The following is a 13,798-nucleotide window of genomic DNA, read 5'->3' on the forward strand; positions in this document are numbered from 1 at the left end:
ATAAACGAAGGAGTGTTTGCAATGAGTCCGGATTTTGCATTTACACGCATTGGCTATGTGTATGTTCCTACAACGCAGCTGGGTGCATCAATAGCTTGGTATACAGATAACCTGGCGTTCAAATTAATCAATAAGTTCCAAGACCGCGGTTCTTACATTGCTGTATTGCAACATCCGCACCTGAACGCGATCTCATTACTGCTCATTGAAACAAGTGATAATCATCCTTTAGAAATCACAAGAAACGGTAAGCCTTTTCCTATCATGGCTATGAATTGTCCCGATATTGAGGGCACGCACCGATCACTGAAAGATAAAGGCCTTGAGGTAGAAGATATTCAAACGCTTGGTGCAGGAGAAGCGAAGTATTTCTACTTCCGAGATAATGAGGGGAATTTATTAGAAGCAGCGTGGTCCATTTGGGATCCGAAGGATGGTTTCAAAGAAGAGTTTGAGCAGTCCGTTAAGATATGAGAACAACATGAATCCTTTATCCAAGATCATCTGTATTTGCGGGCCTTCCGGGGCGGGGAAAAGTTCATTAATGGAACGCACGGTTGAAGTGCTCGACGATTCCGTTAGTTTTTATTTCGATGCCTATCAATCCACGTTAATTTCTCCCGATCCTGCAGACGTGTACCAAAGGATTGTTACCGGAGAAATCGCTGATCCGATGGATGTAGTCAGGAAAGAGATTAAGAATGATAAATTCGTTGCCGACCTTAAGGCTCTGCGGCAAGGTCATGAAATAATCGATCCTTGGAACCGTAAATTGCAACCGGCCAAATATATTCTTGTTGAAGAGCCTTTCGGCCGATTGAGGGAGGGCATGGATGAACTAATCCATACTGTTGTTTGCATTGATCTTCCGCTTGAAATCGCTCTCTGTCGAAGAGTGATTCGTAATCTTACCTACGATTATAGGATTGAACCCGCCGAATCAAGGCTGGATTATGTATTGAACTATGTAAAAGGCTTTCACGACGGAGAAGGAATGGCCATTAAATGGCTGCAAGAGAAGCTCAAGGAAACATCGGAGTTAATCCTTGACGGACTTCATCCTAAGGAACGGCTGGTCGAGGAGCTGGTGACTTCAATAACGAACCTATAAGGGAGTTGAGTTCAGATGGACTATGCCATTATCGACTACGACCCATCTTATGCGTTGCAAACGGTTACGATGTGGAGAGCGAGCAAGGAACAAGCGATTGGGCAGCCAGCGATCCATTCTGTTGAAGACCATGTTTATTTTCTGAATCACATTTTGACCAACAGCAATAAGGTGTATCTCGCTATTGAACGTTCAGGGAAGCAAGTCGCGGGCATACTCGCTTGCAACGAGAATTGGGTGAATCAGCTATACATTCATACGCAGCATCAAGGGAAGGGAATAGGAAAGAAGCTGCTGGACCTCGCGAAACAGCAATCGGACGGCAAACTGTTTTTGTACACGTTTGAGGTGAACAAGAAAGCGCAGCGATTCTATGAGCGAAACGGATTCCGGATCGTGGCCAGAGGCAATGAGAACGAAGAGCAGCTGGATGATATTAAGTATGCGTGGACCCGATGAGCGAGGGATGCCGATCATGGTAAAAGAAATCGTCATCCATCCCGTATACGATCATGCGTATTATTGCTTCGAACATCCTGAAGGACAATTAACTTCCTTAGGCGATGCTGTTGGGGTTGATTGCGTGATCCATAAATTCGTTGATGGCTGGATGAGAGCCTATAAGGGAGATGGCACCCAGAATGAAGATTGGTACGGATGGGGGGCAGACGTACTAGCTCCTTTTGACGGCATTGTAGCGGACATTTACGTCAATCCAACCACCAATAAGCCTGGCCATTTCGAACAAAGTAGAGCAAGCGCTATTCATTTTACCCATAATTGCGATGAAACGCATGTGCTATATGCTCATATTATGGATGTATGCGTTGAAAAGGGCGAACAAGTGAAAGCCGGACAAGTTGTCGCGAAAGTAGGCAATAACGGGTTTTCTAGGCATCCGCATTTGCATATCGGAGCATGGAGAAACAATGTTCCTTTACAGGTCAGATTTGATTTATCTCTGATGGGGAAACAATTCAGCGCGTATGGGGAAGGACGATATTATAAGTAGCACCCATAAGGTGGGCAGCCAAGTCCTGGCAAAGATCCAAGCGATATGGTGACTAGGTTCAAAAGCTAATAATAGTATCAAACCTACTGAAGAAGAAGGTTGATCCGATATGGATGATGAACTGAAGAAGGCTTACGAGGTACTCGGCCTGGCGGAAGGCGCATCGAGGAAAGAAGTCGAGAATCGGTATTACATATTAACCCGGCGGGAGCGCGCCAGTCGGCAGCGCAAGGAATCGGGGCACACAGACGAGGAGCCCTTTAGTTTGGAAGAGATTACTCCGGCGTACAACACGCTTTTGGAGTATTACGGGCAGCATTGGTTGAAGAGGTTTAGCTCCGCCGTTTACCGCAAATTGAACCGGAATAATAAACTTCCTGTTATCAGCGCAATCTTTTCCGTCATCGTCATTATTTGCATCCTTATTTTCGGAACTAAAAACTACTTTGACCGCCGTCACGACATGGCCGAGCTCGCGAAGCTGCCGCCTGTCGATTTAAGCGTGGCCATCTTCGGCGAGTATACGAGCAGAGAAGGTACTTATACGAACATCGAATTCAAAGTTCAAGCGATCGAGAACAATATCCTCACATTAAAGGTGCCCAGTGTCAGCGACATGAAGCCGCTGGAAGCCGATATCAGGTCAAGTTTCCCGCAATGGACGAACGTGAAGGCTAACTTCTTATACATGCCTGCGAAAATAAAGACTGGCTTGGAAGAACTATATCTTGAGAATACCTTGGGGGTTATGCTAAAGAGCAAGTCTGACGTTTATATCATGGATAAAGCGAGCTTCATCAGGATGGCGGGGTACTATGCCTTGATTCCGCTCGAAGGCGCAGATGCCGCTAAACTAGGTCCGGGTCTCAAACCGGAGCTGAAGCTGAAGGCGAAGACGGAAGACGGGCTCGAGGAGCATGTCTACGGGGTCGACATCTCTGGAAGTCCGCTGCTTAAGCAGCTTCCCGTCGTCGGCAACGAATTTATTGCGGGGATTGGCAGCACCTCCGAACAGCCGGATCATGCGTTTGAATTTATTGAGAACTATTTGAAGTAAACCGTTCGCGGCGGGAAATCTGGTTTTCGCAATAGGGGGATGAGATGAAGCGACCTAAAGCATACGTAATCGGTATTGGAATTATTGTCGTGTTCATCTTGATCTATGGAATGACATATGTACCCCGTAAAATCGTCACGATCAAGCCGGGGCAAGTCTCCCGAATTACTGTTTTTGACGGCAACACGGGTTATCAGACTGAAATTGCAGATAAAGAAGCGATCCAACATATCGTTCATAATCTGAACGAGATTACTTTCCAGAAAGGGAAATGGGCGTTTACCTATACGGGCTATAGCTACAAAACGACGATCTATAACAACAAAGGGAAGGCCATTAAAAAGTTAATCATTAACGCTGCGAACACGGTTCGATATAAAGGCTTTTTCTATCGCGCGAAAGGACAGCAAATCGATTATGCGTATATCAAAAAGCTAATAGAAACGCTGCCTAAGCAAGGACCCTAAAAACAAAGAGGCAGGTGACCGTCATGCCAGTTGTCCGCGTAATTGTAATGGATAAACAGGATCGTGTATTGCTCATTCAGACCCGACATACGAAATCCGATGGATTCTACTGGATCGTCCCTGGCGGCAGGATCGAAGAAGGTGAATTTAGCCGAGATGCCGCCATTCGGGAAGTGAAAGAAGAAACCGGGCTGGACATTACGATAAAGAAATTAGTTTGGGTGGAAGAAAGCAAAAACGAACGGGGTCAAATCGGATATATCCATTACTTCCTGGCAGAACGTACGGACGAAGAACCGATAATCGGCCATGATCCGGAATTGCAAGCGAGCGAACAAAAGATCATGGATGTGGCTTTTAAAGACCGAGAAGAAATCATGACGATGGAGAAAGTCTATCCAGAAGTCATCAAACATTCCGATTTCTGGGACGTTGTAACGGAAGAATCGCATAATCCCTATGTAAACAGGCCCAGTGAAGGATTTGGTCTGGAATAAGGACTTCGTAGATAAATAATACTAGTCTTTTTAAACAAGCCCGGGTACCCTAAGGATTAGGAAGTAAATTCCATTAGATGGGGAGTGTTGGCAGTGTCTGAACAACAATCCGTAACCAAAAGTCCTGTAGTCGGCGGCGTTCCGGCCGTATTCGTTCATGTGAAGGACTTAAGTCGTTCGATTGCATGGTATAGTAAGTTGCTCGGCATACCTGCACCGCAAACCGAGAGATCTGATATTCATATTTTCCAACTTGAAAATGGCGCGAATATCTTCCTTGTTCGAAGCGATGAAGTAACTCCTTCGCGTCATGTATTATGCAGCCTGCCGACACCTGATCTTAACCAGGCTGAGCGGTTTTTTGCAGAGAACGCCATTGAAATCGTGGACAAAGATGATGAAACGATAAACTTTCAAGATCCTGATGGGAATATACTGATGGCTTGTAGTATATAGGCTAGTCTATCGTCAGTCGTCATTATAAAAATGCGGTTATCGGAGGTGAGACTCGTGAAAACAATCGGAGTAGGATTCTTACATGCTCAGCTCTATGCAAAGCCAGTGGAAGAAATGGCAGATGCTTTGCATAGAGGCTAGGAGTAACTCGACACTCGTTGCCATTCATGGATCATTTTCTTCAACCTGGCTTTGCACCTTATTGAACGATTAAATAAGGGGTGAAGCAAGTGAAATATACAAAAGCGGAGCATATTTTCCCGGAGGAATTGCTGCAGATCATTCAACAATACGTGCAAGGCGAATTGGTTTATATACCAAGGCCCAAAGAGGTTCACCGAAAATGGGGCGAAAACACGGACAGCAAAAGCAGAGTCGCTGCCCGAAACGCTGAAATCAAAGCGTCGTACCGAAATGGAGCCGGCATGAGTGAATTGTCCGCGCGATACTTCTTGTCCTATGAAAGCATTAAGAAAATCGTTTATAAAAAGGACTAATCCGATCCGCTAAACGGTGTCAAATGACGGTTTAGCGGATTTTTGTGTATAAGATGAGCTAAATCGACGTTTACCTAGCAGCCGAGATGCTTTTCCGTCTATAACTAGAGATAGATGCATAGGCGTGTTTAGAACGGTACAACGAAAGGGTGCAGCTTATGAACGCAGAGATGAAGAGCAAGCTGATGGATAAGAACGAACGTCTGATCCAAATGGTGATTGAACGCGCGAAGCGAGATTTTCCTGACGATATCGCAATCATAGGGCTTACGGGTTCTTTCCGCACCGGGGACTTTCATGAGAAGAGCGATCTCGATCTGATCATCATTAATAATACCGACCGGGGGTGGGAGATCTCCTATTGTTTTATTTTGGATGACGTAGGTTATGACCTGTATTGCACGCCGTGGGATACCCGAATACAGGCGCAGGCAAGCTTGGAAAGCCCCGGCGTATCGAGTCTAACCGAGCTCGAGATTCTCTATTGCGCGAAGCCGGCGTATTTGGAGAAGTTCAATGCCTACAGACAACAAGCGCTTGATGCGCTTGCGCAGCCCATCGGCGCGGATTGCCTGAATCGCGCTCGAAAATGGATTGACCTCGCAAAGCAAGATTACGCCAACACAATGCTGGCCGACGATATCGGTTCGGTGCGCAATGCTTCTGCCGGCGTTCTGTATCATCTGATCAATGCCTTGGTCAGCATGAATAACACGTGCATCAAGCGGGGAATCAAGAGATATCTGGAACAAATCCTCCAATGTGAGTATGTTCCGGAGCAGATGGAATCCTTATATATGTCCGTCATCCATGCGCAGACTGTGGAAGACATCCGAAATGCATCGCTGCAGCTATTAAAAAGCGTCTCGCAATTGCACGGCAGCATGTGCGAGCGCTTCATTACGAAACCCGTTCCATCCTATGATAATCTGAGGGGAACCTACGAAGAATTATGGTGCAACTGTCGGAATAAAGTCTTGAACAGCGTAGAGATGAACGACAAGTCGTATACTTTCTTTGCGGCGATGGGTGCTCAAAGCTTCCTTGATGAGATGACTGCGGACAAGGGAACGAAGAAGTTTGATTTGATGCAGTACTTTGAAGCGAACGATTTACAAGTATTCAAAGCCCGGTTTCTTGGCATGATGGACGAATATGCGGCTGAATATGCCAGGGTTGGCAGAAAGGTAGAAAGGTTCGATACCTTCGAGCAATTATATGCGGAATATTTGAAGGATTAATTGTGCACCCGGTCCCCATATGATAGAATAAACGGAAATGATAATCATTATCATAGGGGTGGGGCGATAACGGGTGACGACAGCGTATGATTTTTCTTTGGTGAAAACCTATTTACATATTTCGCCGGAAGGCGTTGAACATGTGCTGGACGAAATGCCGGCGGTCGACTTCTATCGGATTGAGAGATTGCAAGAAATGATGGATAAAGCAGGCGCGATCGTGCAGGCGACTGACAGGCTGCTGGCGGGTTCCTTCATCGGGACGTCGCTGTGCAACCTATGCGTAACGAAGCTGATCTTCATGGCCATGTACGGCAAAGTGCTCGATCTGCCGCTTACCAATCTATCCTTCCAGATTGATTACGAGGAAGGACACGGTCATCCGCATTTCGGCTATCGAATCAATGAGGTGCTGACACGGGATATTCCTGCCGAGTCGGGCGACGCATTCGTCAAGGCGGACTGGGAACGGTTCATGGTGGAGGATGTAACGCCAGCCGTGGAAGCGATCGCCGAGGCGGCGGATATGAAGCCGGAGATCATTTGGGCGCAGTTCGGCGGCAATGCGGGGTATGTTAAGGATTTCGTACGGAAGATGGAGCTTCCGGCCGAATTTAAAGCTCGATTCGATCATCATTTCCAGCTCCTGTCCGAGGCGATCGAGGCGGAAGCGTTTAACCGGAAACGGAATCCGTTCCAATGGAAACCCCGATACGTCGATAATCCGTATCAGGCTGGCGAACAGTGGCCCATGAAGTCCGGCTGCTGCCAATACGATCGCCGCGAGGGCGGAACGAAATGCTTTACCTGCCCGCGCATGTCGCCGGCGGAGCGGGAGCAGGAACTTCAGCGCATCCAGGCTGCTGCACTTGTATAATAATGTCGCATATTTTTATGGAGCGGGTTGTCCCAAAAGCCGAAGTCGGCGGTGGGGCAGCCTTTTTTGGTACGGTCTCTATAAAATGACGCAGACGCAGCATGACTATTCATGCTCCTGGCGAATGAGCGCGACGAGGTTCGCGGCCGCGGCGGACAGCGGTTCGTTCCTGCGGGTGCAGATGGCAATCGTGTTCTGCAGCCGAATCCCTTCCACGAACACGCGGCACAGTTCGCCGCGCTCGACGTGCTCGCGTACGACCAGCGACGAGACGAAATTGGCGCCGTATCCCGCGATGACGGCCGTTATCGCTTCGTGCAGGCCATTGAATTGCAGGGCGATCCGCGGCATTGGCGCGTTATAGGTCCGGCACAATGCGAGCAGCCGCTCGCGCGTCGAGCTGCCTTCTTCGCGCATGACGAACGGCTCGTTCATCATGTCGCGCAGTGAAACCTGCTTGCCCGCGAAGGGATGGCTCGGCGCGACGACGAACCATAGCTCGTCCTGAAACAGCTGTTCGGATTGAATCGTATCCGGATATTCTTCCGATAGTCCGCCATATACGGCGATATCTGCTTCCATGCCGAGCAGCAGTTTGACCGCATCGGTCGAGTTGGTCGTCGTGATCGTCATTTCCACAAGCTCGAAGCGCTGCTTGAACTTGGCGATCCAGGCCGGGATGAGAAACTGCGCTGGCAAATAGGTGGCGGCAATGCGGATATGGCCATTCGTACCGCTGCGATATTCCGTGCAGAACTGCTCGATCTGCTGTTCCACCGCGAATAATCGCTTGGCCAGCGCTGCCAGTTGAATGCCGGCATCCGTCAGCGCGATTCCTCTGCCGCTTGGCTGCAGCAGCGGGAAGGACAGCTCCTTCTCGAACTTCTTGATTTGAGCGGTGATGGCCGGCTGGCTGATGTTCAGCAGCTCGGATGCGCGGGTTACGCTGCCGGTGGATGCGATTTCGTGAAAGAGACGGAGGGCATGCAAGTTCATGGGGCTGTGCTCCTTATAGGATGATTTATCATTCTTATCATACATTCAGTATATGAGTTTATCTGAAAGATATATTATATTTATCATTCTAATTCTTCTACAATTGAATTGTAAGCCAGACCAAATTCAATTCGAGGAGATGGGCAAACATGCATGCAAACACGACTTGGAGCCTTGTCGACAATTATATGACGGAGCGTCTCATTCCGCGGGACGACGTTCTGGAGCAGGTAATGGCTGCGAACCAACGGGAGGAGCTGCCTCCGATCGATGTTTCGGCAAGCCAAGGGAAACTGCTTCAGCTGCTCGCCCGGATGACGAACGCTAAGCGGATTCTGGAAATCGGAACGCTCGGCGGCTACAGCACGATCTGGATGGGAAAGGCGCTGCCTGCAGACGGAAAGCTAGTCACCTTGGAGCTGGACCCGAAGCATGCGCAGGTCGCTCAGGCCAATATTGCGCTTGCCGGATTGAGTCGCCTGGTCGAGATCCGGGTAGGGGTGGCGCTCGAGCAATTGGCAAAGCTGGAGGAAGAGGGGACCGAACCGTTCGACTTGATCTTCATCGACGCGGATAAGCCGAGCAATCCCGCCTACCTGCAATGGGCACTGCGCTTCTCGCATCCCGGCACGGTCATCGTCGGTGACAATGTCGTTCGCGATGGAGAGATTATCAATCGCCACAGCACGGATCCCCGGGTTCAAGGCATCCGGACATTCTACGACATGCTCGCCGCGGAGCCACGCATCTCGGCGACCGCGATCCAAACCGTCGGGAGCAAAGGATACGACGGGTTCATGATCGGTATTGTAAATGGTTGATTAGCCTGCCTTGCGAATGCCCCCGTGCGTGCTATGTCGAAGCACAACCGGAGGCATTTTAGCTGGCGCGGCTGCGCGCGAAAAAATTTTCGCGCAAAACGGGATTTATGCTTGATCCTGACGTAACGTCATGTTTTATAGTAAAGGTACCGGTAAATACGAGCGCAATCGAAAGGAGATGGTTATGAAGCGGACTTGGAAAGTAGGCGAGCTTGCGAAGCTGACCGGACTTACGGTACGGACGCTGCGCTTCTACGATAATATCGGATTGTTCTCGCCGTCGGCATTCTCGGATTCGGGGCACCGGCTGTACGATGAAAGGGACATTGCCCGGTTGCATCAAATTCTGGCGTTGAAAGAATTGAATTTGTCGCTCGACGAGGTGCGCGCGGTGCTCTCAGGCGGCGAATACAGTCCCGCGGATATCGTTGCGCAGCAGATGGCGCGGGTGAAGGAAACGATTCGCGTGCAGCAGAAACTGCTTGGCGAACTGGAGCATGTCTCGAGCCTGATGCAGGCGAAGGAAAGCTTGTCCGTCGATGATTTTACGGGGTTGCTGCAAACGATGAAGCGAAGCCATGAGAAGTTCTTTTTCGAGCGCAAGAAGAGCTGGGAGAGCAGTCTCGACAGGCTCGGCGAGTTTCTCTCGGACGAGCAGGAAGAATAGGATGAAGGATGCAAAACATAGAGGAGGAACAAATGATGACGATGCAGCGTAAAGTCGAACATGCCGTATTTACAGTCGAACGCGTATATAATGGCGCGAACCCCGAGCGAGTATTCGCCGCTTGGTCGAATGCGGAGACGAAGGCCAAATGGTTCGCGAAGTCCGAAGTATTCGAATTTCGCACTGGGGGACGGGAAGTCAACCGGGATACGTTTCCGGACGGCACGACGGTCAGCTTCGAAGCGCATTACCAAGAAATCGTAGCCGATGAACGTATCGTATACTCGTACTCGCTCGACATGAATGGCAACCGGGTATCGGTCTCCGTTGCGACGATTGAATTCCAGCCGACGGACGAGGGGACGAAGCTTGTTTTTACGGAGTCGGGCGCGTTCCTTGACGGACATGACACGCCGGCGATGCGCGAGCATGGCACCGGCATCATGCTGGATATGCTTGGGAAATTGTTTTCGGAATAACGGGCTACATAAGAGTTAGCACAAATTATGAACATTTATGCGCGGCTTGATAATTAGCGATTGAAAGCAGGGATGAATGTGACACGTCAACAACTGAGTTACATGGAGGCTGGAGTGAACGAATTGGTAGCCGCTCGCGTGATCGATGCGAAGAGAGAGCTGGTGTTCGGGGCTTGGACGAATCCGGAGCTGCTGGCGCAATGGTGGGGACCGCGGGGATTCACGAATACGTTCAACGAGTTCGATCCGAGGCCTGGAGGCGCATGGACATTCGTCATGCATGGCCCGGATGGCACCGATTACCCGAACAGCAATGTGTTCGTTGAGATTGTCAGCCCTGAAAGGATCGTCATCAAACACATTGTTGCTCCAGTTTTCACCCTTACAGCGCTGTTCGAGGAGTTGGACGGCAAGACGGGCATCATCTTCCGACAACAATTCGAGGAGGCTGCCGTCTTCGAACAAGTCAAAGGCTATGCCGCTCCGGGAAACGAACAAAATTTGGACAAACTGACGGAAGTCGTGATGAAGCTGGTTTAAGTGCATGGGATGAAGCTGCGGCGTGAATGAGGCTGAACCGCGAAGGTATAGAGGCTGTACTTGCAAAGCAATTCCTATTGCTTGCGGGTCGGCCTTTTTGCCTGCCCTCTTGCTATCGGCATGCATTTTGCGCTATAACATGGAGAATGGCATGTCGCAGGGAAGCATTTCCTAGCTTGCCGGCCATGCGGAAACAGGACAAGCTTCACCGGGGAAGAGCATTCAAGATTTCAAGATGGATGGAGAGGAACAAGCATGACGCAAATTGGGGAAAACACAACCTTGCAAGTCAAAGCTAGACAAGCGCTGGACAACATCAAACCGTACACGCCCGGAAAACCGATCTGGGAGGTTCAACAGGAATACGGCTTGGACCGCGTCGTCAAGCTGGCATCGAACGAGAATTCGCTCGGCCCGTCGCCGAAGGCGCTGCAAGCGATTCAAGAGCGGCTGGGGGAGCTGCATCGCTATCCGGACGGCTTGTCGGCGAAGCTTACGCATGCGCTCGCTGAGGAGTTCGGTCTTGCAAGCGAGAATTTTCTCGTCACGAATGGCGGGGACGAGCTGATCGTACTGATCTCGCAAGCTTTCCTGGAGCAGGGAGATGAGATCATCGTGCCTGATCCGACGTTCAGCGAGTACGCGTTCGGCGCGAACCTGATGGCGAGTACAATCGTGAAAGTGCCGCTGGCGGAAGGCTTCCAATACGCGGCCGACGATCTGCTGGCTGCCGTAACGGAGAAGACGAAGATCGTTTACCTGTGCTCGCCGAACAACCCGACCGGCACGTATTTACCGGAAGCCGAGCTGCGAAAGTTCCTCGACCGTCTGCCCGAGCGCGTGCTTGTCGTAATCGATGTGGCGTACAGGCATTACGTGACGGCTGAAGACTATTGCGACGGCCTCGAATTCATTCGGGAAGGGTATCCGGTCATCGCGCTGCACACGTTTTCCAAGATATACGGGCTTGCCGGCATCCGCGTCGGCTTCGGCGTCGCTCCGTTGGCAGTCGTCAACACGCTCCTGAAAGTGAAGGAGCCGTTCAACGTCAACGCGCTCGCAGAAGCGGCGGCAACGGCGGCACTGCATGATCATGCGCATATTGATGCATCGCGCCGGATGAACGAAGAGGGCCGCGAGCAGTTGTACCAAGGCTTCCGCAAACTGTCCATGTCTTATACGGAGAGCATGTCCAACTTCGTGCTGGTCGAGATCGGCGAGAAGGCCGAGCGCATTTACCAGCAGCTGCTGGAACGCGGCATTATTGTCCGCTACGCCAAGAGCTGGGGCTTCCCGAACCATTTCCGTATTTCGGTGGGGACGCGCGAGGAGAACGAGATTTTCCTGCGGGCACTGGAAGAACTGGTTTAGTATCGAGACGGGTGAGCGTACGAAGCGAGGGTGCTTGAGTATCCGTGGATGTAATGTACTGGGTGCAGTACATGACTCGAATTAGCTGGATTTCCGTGAATGTAGTGTACTGGGTGCAGTACATTGCTCGAATGGGTCGGATTTCTGCTAATGTAGTGTACTGGGTACAGTACATGACTCGAATTAGCTGGTTTTCAGCGAATGTAGTGTACTGGATACAGTAGATTACCCGAATTGGTCGGATCTCCGAGAATTGTTCGGATTTCCGCGAATATAGTGTACCGGGCACAACCTGATTCACACGAAAGCGTAACAGGTAATCGTAACAAGTGACCGTCGCAAGTGTCGTGAGCGACAACGTGTCGAGCGCAATGTTAGCGTCACATGGAAACAAGAACGCATAGGTACGTACCAGGGCTGTCGAGCCGTTGTCTCGACAGCCTTTTTCATGCTCGTCGACGATTCGGCAGGATCGCGCTTAGGCTTTTCGCACATCTGCGATAAGAAAATGCGGATTCGTCGATAGACGTTCGTAAAACTTCGAGAACCATTCGGCCGCCTCTGGAAGCTGCTTGAATGCCGCAACGGGCTGCGGCTCGATGATCTGCTCAATGATAAAATGCGATGCCGTGACATTCACGATGTCCTGCAGCGAACGGTGAAAGAACGTGACCTCGACCGGTCCGGCCACCTTCTTGTTCCAGATTTCAGACAGTAATCGCTGCTTGAAATAGTCCGGCTTGTCCAAATGCCCCATGTCCATAAACGGGTGATGGACCGAAAAAACGAATTTGCCCCCCGGTTTCAACACGCGGCTAAATTCACGGAAGACCGGCGTCCAATTCTCGATATAATGCAAAGTAAGCGAGCTTGCAATCCTATCGAAGCTGTCGTCGCCGAATGGCAGCGGTTCGCTCATATCACAGGTGATCACGGTCGCTTGATCGCCGACGCGCCGCTTGCAAGCTGCCGTCATTTCCGGACTGATATCGATCGCCGTCACTTGTGCGCCTCGCCGGATGTACTGCTCCGTATACCAGCCAGCCGCGCATCCGGCGTCAAGAACGGCCATCCCGTTCATGTCCTCCGGCATCAGCTTCAGCATTGCGGGCCGTTCGTAATAGGCATTATGTCCGCTTTCCGTGTCGACATGCAGTTCGTAATCCAGGGCGAGTTTATCGTAGGCTTGAACGACTTTGTCTTTCATTTCTTCTTCCTCCCGTTCATTTAAGCTTGCTACCAGTATGTATATTATATCAATGGCAATAGGGATCCGTTGGGAAAGTATAAATTAATGGCATCCGAGCTTGTCGACTTGGTGGATCAAGTTCAACAGCCCTAATTTAATGATCCGCGATAGGTTGAATGGGTAAAATATGGATGGACGTCGAATCCGGTTAGCAAGAACGAACCTAGGGAGGAACAAGGATGCCAGGACAAATTTGGATTAATCTGCCCGTTCAAGATCTTAACAGGTCCATCGCATTTTTCAAAGAAGTCGGATTTTCGGTCAGTCACGGACCCGGGAATGGCGAGGATAACGCGAGTCTGACGATCGGAGACAATAATGTGAATGTGATGCTTTTCCCGGCAGCCATGTTCGAAAAGTTTACCGGCACGCGCATTGCGGATACATCGAAAAGAATCGCTAGGAATCGCAAGCTGATTGCAACGGATAGATAACCCGGATATCGCTCCTTGCGGTCAAG

Annotated in this window: 19 protein-coding genes; 17 read left to right on the top strand and 2 right to left on the bottom strand. The window is 50.2% G+C overall.

Features of this window, described 5'->3' with window-relative positions:
• The first annotated feature begins 21 nt into the window (after positions 1 to 21).
• The 11 genes from GZH47_RS26660 to GZH47_RS26710 all read left to right on the top strand — a co-directional run bounded on the left by GZH47_RS26660 (position 22) and on the right by GZH47_RS26710 (position 7,215).
• Positions 22 to 474: a VOC family protein gene (locus tag GZH47_RS26660; RefSeq protein WP_162644018.1), complete on the top strand. Its 453-nt coding sequence runs from the start codon at positions 22 to 24 to the stop codon at positions 472 to 474.
• Positions 475 to 481: 7 nt separating this feature from the next.
• Positions 482 to 1,111: a nucleoside/nucleotide kinase family protein gene (locus tag GZH47_RS26665; protein WP_162644019.1), complete on the top strand. Its 630-nt coding sequence runs from the start codon at positions 482 to 484 to the stop codon at positions 1,109 to 1,111.
• Between the two features lie 15 nt (positions 1,112 to 1,126).
• Complete coding sequence (locus GZH47_RS26670; protein WP_162644020.1) at positions 1,127 to 1,570, top strand: GNAT family N-acetyltransferase; 444 nt, start codon at positions 1,127 to 1,129, stop codon at positions 1,568 to 1,570.
• Between the two features lie 16 nt (positions 1,571 to 1,586).
• Positions 1,587 to 2,123 carry a M23 family metallopeptidase gene (locus tag GZH47_RS26675; RefSeq protein WP_162644021.1) on the top strand — a complete coding sequence of 179 codons (537 nt, stop codon included), beginning with the start codon at positions 1,587 to 1,589 and terminating at the stop codon, positions 2,121 to 2,123.
• 109 nt (positions 2,124 to 2,232) lie between these two features.
• On the top strand, positions 2,233 to 3,180 hold the full coding sequence (locus GZH47_RS26680; RefSeq protein ID WP_162644022.1) for a hypothetical protein: 948 nt from the start codon (positions 2,233 to 2,235) through the stop codon (positions 3,178 to 3,180).
• A 44-nt stretch (positions 3,181 to 3,224) separates the two neighbouring features.
• Positions 3,225 to 3,647 (top strand): hypothetical protein, encoded by a 423-nt coding sequence (locus GZH47_RS26685; protein ID WP_162644023.1) that lies wholly within the window; start codon positions 3,225 to 3,227, stop codon positions 3,645 to 3,647.
• A 23-nt stretch (positions 3,648 to 3,670) separates the two neighbouring features.
• Complete coding sequence (locus GZH47_RS26690) at positions 3,671 to 4,144, top strand: NUDIX domain-containing protein (protein WP_162644024.1); 474 nt, start codon at positions 3,671 to 3,673, stop codon at positions 4,142 to 4,144.
• Between the two features lie 93 nt (positions 4,145 to 4,237).
• Entirely contained in the window at positions 4,238 to 4,600 is a 363-nt protein-coding gene (locus GZH47_RS26695; protein WP_162644025.1) for a VOC family protein, read from the top strand.
• Positions 4,601 to 4,830: 230 nt separating this feature from the next.
• A complete protein-coding gene (locus GZH47_RS26700; protein ID WP_162644026.1) occupies positions 4,831 to 5,097 on the top strand; it encodes a CD3324 family protein in 267 nt (88 codons plus the stop codon).
• Positions 5,098 to 5,255: 158 nt separating this feature from the next.
• The gene (locus GZH47_RS26705; protein WP_162644027.1) at positions 5,256 to 6,338 is read left to right on the top strand and encodes a nucleotidyltransferase domain-containing protein; all 1,083 of its coding nucleotides are present in this window, start codon (positions 5,256 to 5,258) and stop codon (positions 6,336 to 6,338) included.
• A 73-nt stretch (positions 6,339 to 6,411) separates the two neighbouring features.
• On the top strand, positions 6,412 to 7,215 hold the full coding sequence (locus GZH47_RS26710; protein WP_162644028.1) for a hypothetical protein: 804 nt from the start codon (positions 6,412 to 6,414) through the stop codon (positions 7,213 to 7,215).
• A gap of 105 nt (positions 7,216 to 7,320) precedes the next feature.
• On the opposite strand, the gene GZH47_RS26715 is transcribed toward GZH47_RS26710, so the two are convergent.
• On the bottom strand, positions 7,321 to 8,211 hold the full coding sequence (locus GZH47_RS26715) for a LysR family transcriptional regulator (protein WP_162644029.1): 891 nt from the start codon (positions 8,209 to 8,211) through the stop codon (positions 7,321 to 7,323).
• Between the two features lie 149 nt (positions 8,212 to 8,360).
• Between GZH47_RS26715 and GZH47_RS26720 the strand changes: the two genes are divergently transcribed.
• The 5 genes from GZH47_RS26720 (at position 8,361) to hisC (ending at position 12,089) form a co-directional block, all read left to right on the top strand.
• Positions 8,361 to 9,032, top strand: coding sequence for an O-methyltransferase (locus GZH47_RS26720; protein ID WP_162644030.1), 672 nt, complete (start codon positions 8,361 to 8,363; stop codon positions 9,030 to 9,032).
• A 184-nt stretch (positions 9,033 to 9,216) separates the two neighbouring features.
• Positions 9,217 to 9,699, top strand: a complete 483-nt coding sequence (locus tag GZH47_RS26725) for a MerR family transcriptional regulator (protein WP_162644031.1) — start codon at positions 9,217 to 9,219, stop codon at positions 9,697 to 9,699.
• Positions 9,700 to 9,731: 32 nt separating this feature from the next.
• Entirely contained in the window at positions 9,732 to 10,178 is a 447-nt protein-coding gene (locus tag GZH47_RS26730) for an SRPBCC family protein (RefSeq protein ID WP_318653386.1), read from the top strand.
• Positions 10,179 to 10,280: 102 nt separating this feature from the next.
• Positions 10,281 to 10,718: an SRPBCC family protein gene (locus GZH47_RS26735; protein ID WP_162645459.1), complete on the top strand. Its 438-nt coding sequence runs from the start codon at positions 10,281 to 10,283 to the stop codon at positions 10,716 to 10,718.
• Between the two features lie 255 nt (positions 10,719 to 10,973).
• Positions 10,974 to 12,089 carry a histidinol-phosphate transaminase gene (gene hisC, locus GZH47_RS26740; protein WP_162644032.1) on the top strand — a complete coding sequence of 372 codons (1,116 nt, stop codon included), beginning with the start codon at positions 10,974 to 10,976 and terminating at the stop codon, positions 12,087 to 12,089.
• Positions 12,090 to 12,567: 478 nt separating this feature from the next.
• Here the strand turns inward: hisC and GZH47_RS26745 are convergent, their stop codons facing one another.
• On the bottom strand, positions 12,568 to 13,296 hold the full coding sequence (locus tag GZH47_RS26745) for a class I SAM-dependent methyltransferase (protein ID WP_162644033.1): 729 nt from the start codon (positions 13,294 to 13,296) through the stop codon (positions 12,568 to 12,570).
• A gap of 221 nt (positions 13,297 to 13,517) precedes the next feature.
• Here GZH47_RS26745 and GZH47_RS26750 point away from each other — a divergent pair, with 221 nt between their 5' ends.
• On the top strand, positions 13,518 to 13,772 hold the full coding sequence (locus GZH47_RS26750) for a VOC family protein (RefSeq protein WP_162637935.1): 255 nt from the start codon (positions 13,518 to 13,520) through the stop codon (positions 13,770 to 13,772).
• Positions 13,773 to 13,798 lie beyond the last annotated feature (26 nt).

It is taken from the genome of Paenibacillus rhizovicinus (assembly GCF_010365285.1).
Lineage (GTDB): Bacteria > Bacillota > Bacilli > Paenibacillales > Paenibacillaceae > Paenibacillus_Z > Paenibacillus_Z rhizovicinus.

Excerpts from the sequence above, each read along its gene's own strand:
- GZH47_RS26660 (WP_162644018.1), top strand. The coding sequence starts at position 22 with ATGAGTCCGGATTTTGCATTTACACGCATTGGCTATGTGTATGTTCCT.
- GZH47_RS26665 (WP_162644019.1), top strand. The coding sequence starts at position 482 with ATGAATCCTTTATCCAAGATCATCTGTATTTGCGGGCCTTCCGGGGCG.
- GZH47_RS26670 (WP_162644020.1), top strand. The coding sequence starts at position 1,127 with ATGGACTATGCCATTATCGACTACGACCCATCTTATGCGTTGCAAACG.
- GZH47_RS26675 (WP_162644021.1), top strand. The coding sequence starts at position 1,587 with ATGGTAAAAGAAATCGTCATCCATCCCGTATACGATCATGCGTATTAT.
- GZH47_RS26680 (WP_162644022.1), top strand. The coding sequence starts at position 2,233 with ATGGATGATGAACTGAAGAAGGCTTACGAGGTACTCGGCCTGGCGGAA.
- GZH47_RS26685 (WP_162644023.1), top strand. The coding sequence starts at position 3,225 with ATGAAGCGACCTAAAGCATACGTAATCGGTATTGGAATTATTGTCGTG.
- GZH47_RS26690 (WP_162644024.1), top strand. The coding sequence starts at position 3,671 with ATGCCAGTTGTCCGCGTAATTGTAATGGATAAACAGGATCGTGTATTG.
- GZH47_RS26705 (WP_162644027.1), top strand. The coding sequence starts at position 5,256 with ATGAACGCAGAGATGAAGAGCAAGCTGATGGATAAGAACGAACGTCTG.
- GZH47_RS26715 (WP_162644029.1), bottom strand. The coding sequence starts at position 8,211 with ATGAACTTGCATGCCCTCCGTCTCTTTCACGAAATCGCATCCACCGGC.
- GZH47_RS26720 (WP_162644030.1), top strand. The coding sequence starts at position 8,361 with ATGCATGCAAACACGACTTGGAGCCTTGTCGACAATTATATGACGGAG.
- GZH47_RS26725 (WP_162644031.1), top strand. The coding sequence starts at position 9,217 with ATGAAGCGGACTTGGAAAGTAGGCGAGCTTGCGAAGCTGACCGGACTT.
- GZH47_RS26730 (WP_318653386.1), top strand. The coding sequence starts at position 9,732 with ATGATGACGATGCAGCGTAAAGTCGAACATGCCGTATTTACAGTCGAA.
- GZH47_RS26735 (WP_162645459.1), top strand. The coding sequence starts at position 10,281 with ATGGAGGCTGGAGTGAACGAATTGGTAGCCGCTCGCGTGATCGATGCG.
- hisC (WP_162644032.1), top strand. The coding sequence starts at position 10,974 with ATGACGCAAATTGGGGAAAACACAACCTTGCAAGTCAAAGCTAGACAA.
- GZH47_RS26745 (WP_162644033.1), bottom strand. The coding sequence starts at position 13,296 with ATGAAAGACAAAGTCGTTCAAGCCTACGATAAACTCGCCCTGGATTAC.
- GZH47_RS26750 (WP_162637935.1), top strand. The coding sequence starts at position 13,518 with ATGCCAGGACAAATTTGGATTAATCTGCCCGTTCAAGATCTTAACAGG.